The sequence below is a fragment of the Streptococcus sp. KHUD_018 genome, assembly GCF_054861215.1.
This window is the reverse complement of the sequence record NZ_CM142176.1, coordinates 312105-326813: the sequence shown is the minus strand read 5'-3', so window position 1 is coordinate 326813 and position 14709 is coordinate 312105. Positions and strand designations below refer to the sequence as shown.

General features: G+C 40.4%; 11 protein-coding genes. All 11 read right to left on the bottom strand.

Annotated elements, in window-relative coordinates:
* Nucleotides 1-16 precede the first annotated feature (16 nt).
* Entirely contained in the window at nt 17-1963 is a 1947-nt protein-coding gene (locus tag ACVBD2_RS01810; protein ID WP_461685953.1) for a virulence factor, read from the bottom strand.
* A gap of 10 nt (nt 1964-1973) precedes the next feature.
* The gene (locus tag ACVBD2_RS01805; protein WP_461685952.1) at nt 1974-2621 is read right to left on the bottom strand and encodes a hypothetical protein; all 648 of its coding nucleotides are present in this window, start codon (nt 2619-2621) and stop codon (nt 1974-1976) included.
* On the bottom strand, nt 2621-2929 hold the full coding sequence (locus tag ACVBD2_RS01800) for a DUF5592 family protein (RefSeq protein ID WP_000274176.1): 309 nt from the start codon (nt 2927-2929) through the stop codon (nt 2621-2623). The genes ACVBD2_RS01805 and ACVBD2_RS01800 overlap by 1 nt, the downstream gene beginning before the upstream one ends.
* Nucleotides 2930-3076: 147 nt before the next feature.
* Entirely contained in the window at nt 3077-3358 is a 282-nt protein-coding gene (locus ACVBD2_RS01795) for a BRCT domain-containing protein (RefSeq protein ID WP_461685951.1), read from the bottom strand.
* 8 nt (nt 3359-3366) lie between these two features.
* On the bottom strand, nt 3367-5406 hold the full coding sequence (locus ACVBD2_RS01790) for a pLS20_p028 family conjugation system transmembrane protein (protein WP_461685950.1): 2040 nt from the start codon (nt 5404-5406) through the stop codon (nt 3367-3369).
* Between the two features lie 122 nt (nt 5407-5528).
* Entirely contained in the window at nt 5529-6026 is a 498-nt protein-coding gene (locus ACVBD2_RS01785) for a hypothetical protein (protein ID WP_461685949.1), read from the bottom strand.
* Nucleotides 6027-6109: 83 nt separating this feature from the next.
* Nucleotides 6110-9238, bottom strand: a complete 3129-nt coding sequence (locus ACVBD2_RS01780) for a VirD4-like conjugal transfer protein, CD1115 family (protein WP_461685948.1) — start codon at nt 9236-9238, stop codon at nt 6110-6112.
* Nucleotides 9239-9242: 4 nt separating this feature from the next.
* Entirely contained in the window at nt 9243-9488 is a 246-nt protein-coding gene (locus ACVBD2_RS01775; protein ID WP_049538589.1) for a hypothetical protein, read from the bottom strand.
* A gap of 170 nt (nt 9489-9658) precedes the next feature.
* Nucleotides 9659-10096, bottom strand: a complete 438-nt coding sequence (locus ACVBD2_RS01770) for a single-stranded DNA-binding protein (RefSeq protein WP_461685947.1) — start codon at nt 10094-10096, stop codon at nt 9659-9661.
* A 76-nt stretch (nt 10097-10172) separates the two neighbouring features.
* Complete coding sequence (locus ACVBD2_RS01765; RefSeq protein WP_461685946.1) at nt 10173-13877, bottom strand: SspB-related isopeptide-forming adhesin; 3705 nt, start codon at nt 13875-13877, stop codon at nt 10173-10175.
* A gap of 21 nt (nt 13878-13898) precedes the next feature.
* Nucleotides 13899-14705, bottom strand: a complete 807-nt coding sequence (locus ACVBD2_RS01760) for an LPXTG cell wall anchor domain-containing protein (RefSeq protein WP_461685945.1) — start codon at nt 14703-14705, stop codon at nt 13899-13901.
* Between the last annotated feature and the right edge of the window lie 4 nt (nt 14706-14709).

The following is a 14709-nucleotide window of genomic DNA, read 5'->3' as shown; positions in this document are numbered from 1 at the left end:
GGTTCATCTTCCTTTCTTATTCAATACCGCCATAGCGCTCAACTTCAGGAGCTAACAACTGTTGGTTAAATACTAGATTTCCAACTCCTGCAATGTTCATGAATAACTGTCCTTTCGCCAGACGAGGCAAAGTCTCTAGTTCAGACTGATTCATCGATCCAGATAAGGCGTTAGCTAGTAGAGGCACACTGGTTTCATCCGTCTGAGCAAAAACTCTATATTGCATCAGACCAAAAATCCTCTGAACTGCAGTCACGTACGGATCCTTATGAGTACCGATACCTGTCTCAAACAGAATCCCACGTAGTGAATTAACAGACAATACAACACCAGCAAAGTTTTCCCCCATTGTATCGATCATATCAGCCAGGAGATTAACACTACTTTCATGCTTTGGATTAATGAGTGTCTGTGCTCCACTAATATTAACAATATAGTGTTGCATATCCATCTCCGTTAAGTCAGATCGTTTCTTCAGTAGTTGCTTACAACGTTTTCCGTTATTAACAATATCAGCTGAGACAAGTGAAAGAACAGAAAATATCTGAACATTTAACAAATGAGGGGCGTTCTTCAACCCTGAGAAGTCAAATGTTACAACTTGCTCTGAAGAGATATCTTGAAATTCGGTTGTTCCCTCGAAAATTTCTGCGTTTGTTGTCAATAGTTCGTTAAACGTATTGTAAATACGCTTAACGGCCTTGAGTTCGGTTTTATCCGCACTAGTTTGTTCCAGCCGACGTTTATAAGCATCCACAAACAAAATAAAATCAGACAGAATAGGATACTCTTCCTTCACAATATCCGTCGCTTTCAGTTTTTCTGGATTCAACGAAGGATTTCGAGCCCACAACTCTTCCTCAATATAGAAATCATTCAGGAGAGTTCCAAATGTGATTAAATCGTCTCCTGTCACTTCATTATTCAGGAGTTTATAGATACTCTTCAGTTTCTCGATATGAAGGTTGTAAGATTTCTTCTTATCAATTTCAGTTCCTGCTTCGTTGGTTACTGTTGGAAATACCTGGAAGATATTGATACGGTTAGCCTCACCTGATAAATCAAGAATCAATCCATGTTGTTTTCGTGTCTGATCAAGAAACTGGCCAGTAGCATCAAAGTTACGAATATAATGCCCCTTCGCATAGAGACCGTCTGTGTGTTTCATAAGAAAAGATCGTTGTCCCATCTTTGGATTTCCAGATAGGATCATAAAGGATCGTGTTCTTTTCTCGTCACGTTCTAGAAAATTGAAATTTACCGCTCCGTTCGTTGGAGTCCATCCAAGATAGAAGCCTTTCTCATCTTCTAGCTTCGTATGATTAAAGAAATATCCACCAGCTATTGAGTGAGCTGGAGTCGGTATCCCTCTTCGATGATTGGGCAAATCAATCTGATATTCGGCTGGAATAAATGGAGCATGGTATTCAAAGTCTAACTCTCCAGACAGAATAGTGGATTTGAATTTCGACGTTTTGTCTTTGACTTCTTCAACCTTCTTAAATAATTCTTCTTTGGTTGATGCAAATACAAAGACACGAATATACATCCCATACATAGCTATATTCCGCTTATCAATTTCACGGCTTAGTTTATTCAGATTGTCAATCTCATCTAGTTCTTTCCGATTATTGGTTAGTTTGCTATTGTTTGTAATCCGTGTTGACTTCTCTTCAATAGAGTCCTCAATCTCTTTTTGAAGCTGTCTATTATCCTCCTTGTACAGTGACAGGAAGGAACGTGTCCCAGGGATCAATAACAATTCGGAAAGCCAAAAACGATCCATTCCTTCAGTTGGATACTCATAATAGTGTAAAACTGTATGGTATCCATCTCCACTTATCCAGGAGCGGTCATCCTTTTGAAAATCAATATTTCCTTGCGGTTGAATCTGGCTAAGAAAGGCAAGGTCATATCCTTCATTTTTTAGTTGTCTTTGTCTACGTTTTGATAAATCAGGCATGCTATCTCTCCTACACTTTCTCATTCATATTGTTGTATTGCTTTATAATCTGAATTTTCTTCCTGTAGCTGATATCTTGTGGAACAAAATCATTATTTCCATAGGTTTTAGCCTTCCGAACCAATTCGTCCAATTCGGTTGTTGTAGGTGCAAATAGCCACAGAATGAACTCTGTATTATAGACTTCTTGTCGGATGCTTTCTTCAACCTTAATTTGGCTTTGAAGCCAAATTTCACGATCCTTGAGTTGTAAAAAACGTCTATCGTTTACTGATAACTTAGACATATCTTGTCGCACTAAATTCAAATGATGGCGCAAGTCAGAAATTTGCGTGTCTGTATTTGTTGGCAAAGTTGTCGTCTCCACTTGGATATTCGGTCCAAATCGAGTCAACCAGGTTTCAAAATTTTCAATCGTTCTCATAACCTCGTTATAAGACATCGATCCTAAATCTTTACCTGGTATCTCCATCAGCTGCAAGTAGCCATAATCAACTAACTGGATATAAGCCTGGCTGTTCGGAATGATTGATTTTACATCTAACAACTCAACGCAAGAATGTAAATCAAAATATTCCTGCGTTTGTTTCTTTGTTTCTTGAAGACGTCCCAGAGGGCGTTTCTCGTTTTTTGAGGGTTGAATTTGTTTAATTGCCATTATGGTTTTCTCCTTCTGATATAATTCAAGCTAATATAACGTTTTCTTCTTCGTCTGAAGAAAAGAAACATGCTGTGCCAATTCTTTTTGCCACCGTTAGCTGGTAACACCAGATACAAACTCAGAACTGGTGTTAAAAAAATGAATGCGAACATCTGTATCCACTGGCTTTTAGGAAAGATTTTTAAGCCAACGCTCAAAGCGATTACTCCAGTAATTCCTACAAAAGCAATATCTAGGATAAGAAGGCCTATGATTTTGATTTTGGCATAGATATCTCTAGGTACACCGTATTTTTCACCGTACATGAATTTCTCCTTTATATTTGTTTTGACACTCACATTATAATGAATAATCGAAAATATCTTTTAAAGGGACAATAGCATTTTTACCATCATCCTTCAGGAATGAATTGTACAAAAAGTTATATACTTTTTTATACAATAAAAGAAGCCTCAATCTTGAGACTTCTTAACCAAATCAAAGAATGATTCTTCGGAAAGGAAAGTGATGGATTGACCGTCTGATATTCGTCTAAGCGCTTCATCATGCTTTTTAGACCTTTTATCTAGATCAAAAAGGTTCAACTGCTTGTGTCCTAAAATCAATATATCTGTCCTTGAAGATATATAGTTTTGAACGACAGCTCCTTTACTTTCTAAAAATCGTATGGCTTCTTCTCGAGTTAGAGGACGTAGGCTTCCTGTGACAACAATATTCTTACCTGTTAAATCCATAGTTCAGCCTATTCTTCTTCGTCTTCACTCTCAGCACCTGTGATATGACGTCCTCCCTGCATACGTTGTCCTGCTTGTTGCATTTGTTGGTTCATGTAGTTCATTTGATTCATACTCTGTTGAAATTTTTGTTGAGAAGAATCAGGCTGTGCTGGTGGTGGTGTCGATTCTGAAACTGGCGCATCTGCAGGTGGATTTGAATCTTGGATTGGGGACTCCATTCCTTCAGCTGAAGAAGTTGGAGCGACAATAGGTGCATCCGTTGTTCCTGGATCAATTGGAGGCTCAGGAATATCAATTGGACCAGGCTGTGCAATTCCAGGAACCGCATCATTTTTCAGAGCGTTATAGGTCGCATTTTGAGCAGAGGCAGCCTTATCATCCAGCTTATCTAAAACTTTGCCAACTGCCCCTTGCCCATTTTGCATGGCTTCAAATGCTTTCCATTCTGCCAAATCAACCATATTACTTACGCCACCTTTGGCCGCATTCATCAAGCCTTGGTCTTTTACAGAGTTCAAAGCACCTTGAATGCCACCTCCAGTTCTGGCTAGGCTATTTCCTAGGATCTGACTTCCTTTAGACAGGGCATCTGGAGCTTTTTGTGCCATATCCATACCAAATTGGCCAAGTGCCATACTACCATTAAAGAGACCGCCTGCTCCAGCCGCAAAGGCATTGCCCATCATCATAGCTCCGAGCAGTTGTTGAGCTGTTTCACTATGACCTGTTGAAACTCCAAGCCAGCGCTCGATCATGGCCACTCCTTGCATTGCCGCAAAGAATACTCCAACATAAACAAAGGCAGCTGCAAGACACTGCTCCCACATGTTGAGTCCATCAAAGAATCCACCAGAAAGCTTCGTTACAGCTGAGACAGAGAGAATTGGCAAATCTCTGAAAATCTCAAGGGTTACACGCATAATGATAACTTCAAAGAAGATTCCTGCCAAAGCACCGCCAATGGTTCTTAACAACTCTTTGTATTTCTTTGAGTTTGATAGAGAACTGTATCCAAGGATCGGAGAGATCATTGCTTCAATCAGAATATCAAAAACTGATTTGACGAGCTTGATGATCATGCTGACCAATAGAACAATCAGGATAATGTACTGGAGGAACATCCCTATCCAGTTGACTTTATAGCGCATATAAACTGATTCAAAAGCACTCAATTGATTAATGAGTCGATGTTCTGTAATGCTTTCAACTCCAGTATTATTGGAATTCAACTTATGGAGGAACAAGCCTTTAATTCCTGCTATTTTGTCGTCTTCCTGCATCCTCTTTAGCATTTCTGGATTTGTTGTACCATAGTTTGCCCCAAAATCAATCTTGGTCGCAAAATCAGTCGTATCCCGCTGTGCAGGGTCATCCGTGATATTATTGACAGGAGTAGAGCCTTCCTGAACAGGCTTGATGAAGCCATAATCATCCATTGGAAACAGCTCCGTAGAAAAATCTTTGTAGATCAAGACTTTTAAGTCTACTACATTATTTTTCATGGGCTGAAGAGCCAAGGAAGAAATCGGTTGGCTACCAGATGGCGCTTCACTGGAGACCGTCTGGATAGACATGGCATCCTGTGCTACTGCTGTTGAGATGGTGGTCAAAGCTAGTGGCAATACGGCAGTTACAGCCGTTACCAAAAGGAAATTCGTGATGACCCCTTTGTATTTGACTGGCTTTGTAAAAACTCCAGCGACAGCCGACACAACCAAAATCAGGGTGAACAAAGACGTCCCCAATAACTGAAACCAGTAAAAGAACTGGCCTATAATCGTCTTCTGGTCTCCCAGATAACCGAAGAGACCAAAGAGCTTGAACATATTATTAAAAACATGTTCTAGGCTGGAAGTGATTTGATAAAGAGCCTTGACAATCCCTCCTGGTAAATAAGTGAGAAATGCCATAAATGCAGGAGTCGGTTCTAAATAGTTGCCCCAGTAGGAATAAAATTCCGCCAGCTTTTTTGCATTCTCGCCTGTGATTTCACCATTGAGATTCTTGACCTCATTCACCAAATCTGAAAAGGTTTGATAGTGCACTAAAGGTACCTTCTTTCTTTCTAAGATACCCCTATCATATTCGATAATGACAAAATCGTTTTTAAAGGGACAATGAAATTCTGACAACAAAAAAAGCCTCAAGTAATTGAGACTTTTGTAAATTAATCTGCGGTTCCATTGAAATCATAGAAAGCATTGTCCTCTTTATAGCCACGAAGGAGTTCAATAATTCGGATTTTTTTACCACCATCAGTCAAGACGACTTGATAATAGGCACCTGCATCCTCAGGCTTATCTGCATTATCACCAACAGCGATTGTAAAGTTATCCTTTCCTTTCAGCTGACTTTCTAAACTAACAATCGTTCCTCTGAAAGAGGCTGGAATAGTCTTTACTTGTTCATCTGATAGGACACTGTACTTAACACTTCTACCGTCGTTATTCGAGATGGTTCGTTCTGCTTTATCAAATTTCAAGGTAGTTCCTACTCCACCCTTAAAAACAGAACTATCAGAACTATGTTCTGGTGAGAAGCCTGTATAGCTATCTTTTAGCACATTTTTAGCAATAGAATCAGGTGATTTTTGACCACATGCTCCTAGTAAAATCAAGGCTAACCCTACTAAAACAATTCTTAAAAAGTGCTTTGCTTTCATCATTTTTTCTCCTGATCATTATTTACTTCATTATAACAAACATCATTTTTTCTTGCAAGTGTTTATATAACTTATTGTACATCTTTTTAGATAACTTCATCCGCAAAGAAGTCATCTTCATCATCATAATAATCATAGTCACCTTGAATGACACTAGCTACAGTTGCCTGAAATAGTTCATCTGTGGAAGCAAATGATTGGGATTGTGCCTTTTGTCCTTTACTGTGGCGGCCTGAAAGTTTGGGTGTCTCTCCATTGTTGCTGAGAAGAGGCATGGTCAAACGTTGCCTCCAGTCTATGATGTTGTTGAAGGCTGTACCAGCATCAACTGCTATTTCCTGAAGCTCTAGCTCACGGTGTGCACTTTCGACTGGAATATCTGCAAGAGTCATCGATGTATCAAACTCCTCTTGTAAGAACATGTATTTGTAAGGGAAGCTGTTCTTATCATGTGCGAAGATTGGATCCGTTGTGACCTTACGTCCAACATTATCCCGTCCCTTGACTCCACGTAAGATAACCGCTTCTCCTTCCTGTAGCTTGGCCAATTGCGTTGGTGTCAACAACTCTTGTTTTGGATTCTCGACAGCTACATTTGGATTGGCTTCGTCCAGGATATTGCTGGAGCGCCGTCTTCTGGTGATGGTACGTGTACCCAACTCCCCACTAAATCTCTTATTGGTATCTGGAGACGTTGTTTTGACGTAAACTTTCAATGAACAGTTATCCAGAATCGTTTGCGCAACATTTTCACCATAGACATTAACCAATTGTTCCAAGTTTTGAACCCAAAGATAATAGAGAATGTTTTGTCCCAATCCGATAGAAATTTTCGTATCCATGTGAGGAATAGCTGGAATGTTTGTAAACTCATCCAAGATATGGAGAATCCGATTGATACATTTCCGCCCATTTGTTAAGGCAAGGTCATAGTTGGCATTGTACAACTGATCCAAGAACAAAGAGACAATCCCATTGTACTCTGTTCGGTTTGGTGGTGTTACCAGATAGACGACTCTTGGTTTATCGGAGTAAATCAACTCAATATCTGACTCTTGGAGAAGATTTTGAGTGTCTTCTTTGCCCTTCAGAACCCTTACATCGATATGATCTAAAATTGGCTTCTTGGTATACTCATCTAGTTCTAACCTATCTCCATCTTTTCGATAGACTTTTTCAGCTGAGAATTGGAAGACCCGATCCCGAACTGGAGACTTACCATTTTTCTTATGATTAAAATCAATCGTAACCGTAAACTGATCTGGAAGTTTAGGTTCGATGGCATAAGTCAGATAGCCTTCTCCATCAATAAGAGCTGTCGCTTGCTTCACATAATCAACTTGCTTTTCAACTTTACCCCATTTCTTCAAACCTGTAATGGTTACCCTAGCAGTCTTATGTTTGAACTCATTTTTTAATTGACTGTTGGTGCTTGATCTCAACTTAACAGACAATCGACGTGGGAAGGCAAAAGACTCTAAATCAATCGAGTTTTTGGAAGTGAGTTTGGCCACGTTGTCTTGCAAGAACAGATTGATTCCTGTCATCATGCTAGAGTAGACATTCCCTTTAGTCTCATCACCACCAAAGTCTGAGGCACGAAATTCGATATCTGCCATTTGTCTGAATTTGGAGAATTGTTTTTGATTCACTTGTCTCAAATTATCAAAATAGACCGTGATTTTTGATTTCTTGGATACCTGTTGTTCTCTAGTTGGATTCTCAACGACTTCCCCCGTTCCATCCACAAAAACTTCTTCAGACCCCATTGTCGCCAAGAATTTCGCAACGTTAGGGATCGTAATGGTATCCCAGGCATCGTCTTCACCATTTTGAACGGTTTCATTAGCTCGATCCATCAAAGCCATTGTCAGAGCGTTAAACAAGGATATAGAAGACTTACGAAAATACTCCGCATTTCCCTTCTCACCACCTTTTTGTTTTGGAAAAATGGATTCTGCGACTGCATTGACATAGGTTTGCGTTTTCTCATAGTAACCTTTCTTGGCGGCTGCAATAGCTAGAGCCAAAGGATTGTAGGACATAGACCAATCCATATTTTGGAAAGAAAGCACATCAACTTCATAGCCACGTTGCCTCATCGTTTTGTAAGAGGCTTGGTAGTGTTCCCCTTTCGGGTCTGCTAGAACCAGCGATGGCTGCAACTCCGCACGACTGTTGATATCAATCGCTGTCGTAATCTGACCTTCCCCCTTACCTGAACGAGTCATCCCAATCCCTAACAGATTCGTCGGCTTATCTTCAATGTAATAATATCCCGAAGGAAAAGATTGCATGCCCAAAATGCGCTCCGCATTGGTCACGTATCGACTGATTGTCTTATTTTGCCATAACATTTGCGTTCGGAGTGTTTGTCCTGCTAAATCATGAGTCAGTTCATGAAATACTGGAGCCCCACCTTCACCTGGATAAGTTAGAGCTTTATTGGGAATCTTTTTGTATTGACGACGAATTTCATCAACCGTCACAAAACGGTCATCCCCTTCCTCATTATGGTTGTAATCACGAAACTGCTCAAAGTTGATCCAAGCAGATTTCCAAGCAAGGACTAGACCCATCAGAAAGAGAGGAAAAGCTAAAATCGGGGCAATCCAAAAGACTTTTACATTCAATAAACTTTGAAACAAGAGGCTGTTTAAGTCAAAGTTTACGGCCTTACTAGCATCTTTAAACGACCAAATACTAAAGTAGAGAAAGCGGATTGTAGCCCTCAAAACAGTAACCAGGTAATTGGTTAAGATAAAAGCAATAAAGCTAAAACCTAATCCCATATAAACAAAACTACGGTAACTTTTAAAATAAAGAATGGGTTTCATCTCTTTATCAAAACGTTTCCGTTCTCGTTTAACAAAAGGGAGGGTATAGAATATCCTGAAGAAAACATTCCAAAGGATGAGAGAGACCAGCGCCAAGAGTTTAGGTATGAATGACTTCATCCCATTGAGCAGCCCTCTAACTGATTGTCTCCAAACTTGTTTCCAATCAATTCCTTTACGATTTTTCCAACCTATTTTTATTGCCTGGCTTAGACTACTCTTTCCTGATAATAACCTTTGATAGCTTCTTAAAAAATACGGCTGGAAGAGTTTGAATAGGTAATAACCTACACCCCCTAAAAAAAGGAAGGTATTGATCCAACTGGCTCGAATCAGTTGGATAAGGGTATAAAATACTACTTCAAATAACTCAAACAAACTACTACCCCCTTACACCTTCCAAAAACCATTCCATTTTTCGAGTATAGAAGCTCGAAAAGAGAAATATGTGAAACTGTAGCCTTGGAGAGGCTTTCTCATAACGGTGAAAATAATTTTCTAACCATTTCTCTCCATCCAACTGAAGAACATTCAATCGACTGGATCTACTTTGTTCTAAGTAATTGGTCACCTGAAGAGATTCTGCAATCAATTCATCAGACAGATAATTGTATTTTTGTCTTGCCATTGTTGCACTCCTTTCTTATTATCTCTTAATTCCCCTCTATTCTAAAGGATAATATCAAATTCTTTGTTAAAGGGACAAAAGATATTATTGTACCATAAGTTATATAACTTTTTATACAATAAATAAGCAATAAAAAAGCACACAAGTGTTCTTGTATGCTTTTAATCCCTTTAGAATGGGGAATCCGCATCTATTGGTTCAGGATAGGATGGAGGAATAGAACTTGATGTCGGCTGAGAAAAGCCCTGTTGTTCCTGCTTACGTCGATTAGATGCTTCCTTATTTTCAAGGAAAGTGATTCCTCCTTGTTGGTTTGGTGAAATAAACTGGTACGTCCGACGTTGACCCTGTTCATCGTTATATGGTCGTTGGATAATTTCTCCTTTTAAGAGGATTGGAGAGCCTTTTGATAGGCTCTGAGCCATTAATTCTGCTTGTTTTCCGTATACTTGCACATGGAAGAAACTAGAAATTGGTTTATTTGTATCATCAGTCATGCTAGAGTCACAAACAAACTCAAATTTAAAACTCACATGACCGTTTTGAGTTCGACCTACTGCATCGCTTGGGATGAATGCAACTCGGCCTGACGCAATAAATACTTGCATTTTTTCTCCTTTCAATAAAGACCACAAGAGAGTTATACCCCAGCTTGTGGTCATCCTTTCATTTTAGTTCATCAAATTAGTTTTCTTTCGACTTACGAAGACCTGCAAGACTCAACAATCCCAAAATCATTCCCACAACTGGAAGCATGCTTGCTGCCGTTCCAGTGTTTGGAAGTGATGGCTGCGGTTGTGGTTTGCCTGGTTCTTTAGGCTCTGGTTTTGGAGGTTCCGGCGTTGTTGTTGTAACTTTAGCCGTCATCTCTTGTAAATTGACTGTATTGATAAAGGTATTTTCAACCTTACCAGCCTTGATGCGTTCGACTTCTAGATAGAAGTCTGCATCGAACGTGCCTTTTACACCTAAAGAATTTAGGAAATCCTGGTTGATAACGTAAGACCATTTGCCTTCTTTTTCGGACCATTTAACGGTCACAATCTTCTTGAGGAAGTCAGGATTTGTATCTTGGTTCACTTCAAATAAGAAGGAATAAGCTGTACCTTTGGCGATCTTGTCGCCAGCTTTGACTACTTTTCCATCCTTCAGGATTACATTATAAGGAAGAACCAAGTCTTTTTCAGCAAGGTACTCTGTCCCACGAATAATACCTTCCCACTTACCTGTGAATCGATCATGAACCACATCCAACTGGTCACTACCATCATATTGGAAGAGGCTGTCGTGTTTAGTAGGCACGGTTACACCGTCAAGTAGATAGCGGATGTATTGGCCAATCTGTACTTCTTGGCCGTCCAAGACTTTTTTATTATCCTTTTGATCCAAGGCGTGTTTCTCTGGATTCACATCAGGAACCGAGATAGTGACAAGGTTTGATTGATAGCCATTGCCAAAGTCGATTTGTTTAAGATCGTTTTCGACTTTCTCCCCTGCTTTAACCAGGAGTTTAGCTGGGAGATCAATCGTCACCTTTTTATTTTGCTTCACGTAATTGTGATAAAAACTCTTAGAATCCTTCGCTACCCAAAGATAAAACTCACCTTTAGGATTCAAGTTCAATTCTTTCAGAATCTTATTGATTGCATCTGTACGCCCTTTGTCTGAAAGGACGTGATACATGTCAAACAAGTCTTTTACATCTTTACCTGCAGCAGTCATCTTGATCTTGCTGTGGTCAACTGTGAAGGCTTTGTCTTGAACATCGTCAAAGATTCCAAACTTCTTACCAATCGCTTGCGCTGAAGCAAGGGTTTTGGTGTAAGGGCTATAATCTGTCATCAAGCGGAAGGTCACGTTGCGATCAAATGTTGTCGCACCATTGATATCCTTACCAGAGCGATCCAAGACAGCTTTGACTGGTCTTGGAGGTCTTGGAGTGTAGTTCGTAACAGTATCTGAGAAAACTTCATAGTTATTCACTAACACTTTATAAGTATTGTCATAGAAGCCTTTGTCATAGATTGGCTTCCAAGTAATCACAGGAGCTTCTAGGCGCTTCCCTTCGTAGGTTGCAGTAAAGGTATACGTATTCTTTACTGCATCATAGGCAACGCCCCATCCTGCTTTCTCTGTAGCTGCCTTTGTGACAGCCACATCAGGAACTGCTCCAGCTTCGAGTGGATCGATGATGGTAATCTTGTCCCCTTTTTTAAGGTTCGCATAGATATTATCATGATGCAATGTATAAAGCTGAGTAGCGTTTTTAGCAACTGTTTGACCGTTTGTATTGGTCTTGTCTGTATCTGCTACAGATTTGCTGACAACTGGTTTATAATGCAATTTATAGCCGTGATAACTTGCTGTCAATTTCTGATTTTTGGTTTCAGAAACTGTTTTAAGCGCCAAAGTTGGTTTTGCTGGATTCTTCGCATTGACCAGGTTAGCTGATACAGGTTCCGTTTTGACAGGTTTCACAGTTGTTTTTGTGATAGTTGCTGTAGCTGGAACTTCAACAACTGGCGTTACAACTTTCGTATTCAAAGCGAACCAGTAGGTTTGACCATTTGGACTTTCTGGTCCATCCCACTGAATAAATTCGGTTGTGAAAGCTGTTCCTTCCTTGAAAACACCAAGTGCAGCGCCCTTGTATTGGTAAGGTGAATCAGATGTATCCCAAAGATGCCCCACATCTTCCTGACGGTTATAGTCTTCCGCATAGACATAGCCATAATCTTTGTTTTCTGTAACAGTGGAGCCGTTAATTTCAACATGAGTTCCGTTAATGGCTTTCGCACCTTCCCAACCAATACGATTGTGATTGAGTGAAGAATAGGTTAGTGTAGCAGGAGTTTTTTCACTTGCTGTGAACGCTACTTCTTTCCCATCCACGTTGTAGTAGTAGGTATCCGTAACCAAGAAATTCATGTAGTCCGCAGCTCCACCAGCTCCATCATTACGAGCGACTACAAAGCCCTCAGTCGGGTCATTCAATACATATACATCGTTTAACCCTGTCTTCCCTTGATTAAGAATCTCGAATTTTCGATGGATACGAGAAATATCATGCTTTTTACCATCTGCAGTTGAAACAGTCAAACCTTTCAGATTTGTGTAGTCAACTTCTGTTTTCCATCCAGTGCCAACATCCTTGTATTTCAAGACTTTAGTCGAGTCAAGAACACGAGTATAGCCTGATGTTCCATTTGATGAGGCAATGTAATCTTTAGTAGTTACTTGCGCTCCTGGAGCAGAGGACTCCACTGTTGCTTCAGGATTTGCGGTCGCAACGCTAAGGGCTTGCAAGACTACTTCTTTTGTGTAGCCTTCCGTGCTTGTCTTAGCTCGAAGCTCATCGTACTTCTTCTGCCAGTCTGCTTGGGCTTTCTTAGCTTGATCATAAGACGCTTGGTTTTGTTTCCCAATTTGCTTCGCTTCATCAGCTGAAGAAACTTCCTGTGTTTTAGAGTTTAAAAGTACACCAGAGTTTTTCAAATCTGTTGATTTACGATCAGCATCTTGATTGACTTCTTGACTAGCAGTTTGGCTTTCTGAGTAGGCATCAAGAAGAGCCTTGTTGAGCACAACTTTTCTTTTTGCGGTCGCAATAGCCTGGTCATTTGCTTTCTTCAATGCTTCTACTTCTGCGACTGAAGAAACTGTACGTGTCACTGCATCAACCGTTACGCCCTGTTTCTTCAAGTCTGTAGTAGCGGCTTCTACAGCCTGATTCAAAATCGTAGCTTGTTTGACAGTAGCTTCGTACTTCCCTTTTTCTTCCAGGTAGGTTGAGACAGCTTGCTGATTCTCTGACAAGGTATTTTTGGCTGTTTGAGTAGCTTTCTTGTTTTGAGTTGCTGTCCCATCTGTGGCAGTCGAACCGTCATTTGTAACTGTGACAGTTGTTGCCCCTTCATGCTTGGCTTTTTCATCCGCTACAAATTGATTGTTCGCTTGAATAGCTTCTTGCGCCTCATGGAAGGCTTCATTGTTTTTGACTTGTTTTGTAGTCGTGGCTTCAAGTTCCTGAACTTGTTTATTCTGATCTTGTTTAATCTCAGACTTAGACTGTTCAAGTTTTGGAGCAGTGGTATCTGTCCCCTTATCAACGCTTGGTGTTTCAGATACAACTACTCCAGCTGTTTTAGCTTTGTCAGCAGCCTTTGTGACTGCTCCATTATCAATCGCTACAGGCTGGCTTCCTGTTGCTTTACCAGCTTGTGTAGCGTACATGTTATTGTCATTTTTGCTTTCAGGTTGTACTGCTTCATCCGCAAATGCTGAACCTGCAGAGAAGGCTACAAAACTTGCGATTGCAATACCTGATGCTAAACCTTTAGCCCATTTTTTCTTACGGAAATATCCGTGTCCTTTTGTTTTTTCTGTCATATTTCTTTCTCCTTCACTTAATTAAAATAATTTCTTCTTGTAGAAGTAGCCAACCGCAGTAAACAACATGCCACCGATTACAGCTAGGAAACTTTGTTTTGTTCCTGTGTTTGGCAAAGTTACCATTTTACCATCTGCAGTTGAAACACTGATAGTCTTGTCTTCATTTGTAACAGCTCCAAGTGCTTCAGGAGCAACTACAGAGCCATCTTCAAGGACAAGATTCCCGTTTTGAGTGCTGACAATGGAATCACCTGTACTGGTTTGAACAGGTGCTTTTGTCACATCATGAACGACTTGACCTGTTGAGCTTGAAGTGGTTCCAATTTGTGACTTTCCTTGCTGGTTCGCTTGATCAGTAGTTTTTGGCTTTTCATCTGGAACACCATCTAGGCTACCTGCGTTATCCTTGTCTTGCGCCTTATCTGAAGGCGCTGGTTTATCAGCTGGCACTCCGTCAAGACTTCCTGCGTTGTCTTTGTCTTGTGGTTTATCTGATGGTGTTGGAACACCATCTAGGCTACCTGCATTATCCTTGTCTTGCGCCTTATCTGAAGGTGCTGGTTTATCAGCTGGCACTCCGTCAAGGCTTCCTGCGTTATCCTTGTCTGAGGGAGCTGTTGGATCAACTGGAGTAACTGAAGGCTCTGTTGACTGATTTGATGGAGCCTCTGTTCCTGTTGAAGCGCTTGGCGCTGTTGGTGTAACCACTTCCGTTGTTGGAGCAGAAGAATCAATCGGTGTTACTTCATCAGCTGATACAAATCCAGCTTGTGCAAATGCCATTGTTGATAGTGCTAGTGTAGCTAATACTTGTTTCTTGTTCATTGTA

Bases quoted from the DNA above. Each gene is read 5' to 3' on its own strand.
- ACVBD2_RS01810 (WP_461685953.1), bottom strand. From the start codon at position 1,963: ATGCCTGATTTATCAAAACGTAGACAAAGACAACTAAAAAATGAAGGA.
- ACVBD2_RS01805 (WP_461685952.1), bottom strand. From the start codon at position 2,621: ATGGCAATTAAACAAATTCAACCCTCAAAAAACGAGAAACGCCCTCTG.
- ACVBD2_RS01800 (WP_000274176.1), bottom strand. From the start codon at position 2,929: ATGTACGGTGAAAAATACGGTGTACCTAGAGATATCTATGCCAAAATC.
- ACVBD2_RS01795 (WP_461685951.1), bottom strand. From the start codon at position 3,358: ATGGATTTAACAGGTAAGAATATTGTTGTCACAGGAAGCCTACGTCCT.
- ACVBD2_RS01785 (WP_461685949.1), bottom strand. From the start codon at position 6,026: ATGATGAAAGCAAAGCACTTTTTAAGAATTGTTTTAGTAGGGTTAGCC.
- ACVBD2_RS01775 (WP_049538589.1), bottom strand. From the start codon at position 9,488: ATGGCAAGACAAAAATACAATTATCTGTCTGATGAATTGATTGCAGAA.
- ACVBD2_RS01770 (WP_461685947.1), bottom strand. From the start codon at position 10,096: ATGCAAGTATTTATTGCGTCAGGCCGAGTTGCATTCATCCCAAGCGAT.
- ACVBD2_RS01765 (WP_461685946.1), bottom strand. From the start codon at position 13,877: ATGACAGAAAAAACAAAAGGACACGGATATTTCCGTAAGAAAAAATGG.
- ACVBD2_RS01760 (WP_461685945.1), bottom strand. From the start codon at position 14,705: ATGAACAAGAAACAAGTATTAGCTACACTAGCACTATCAACAATGGCA.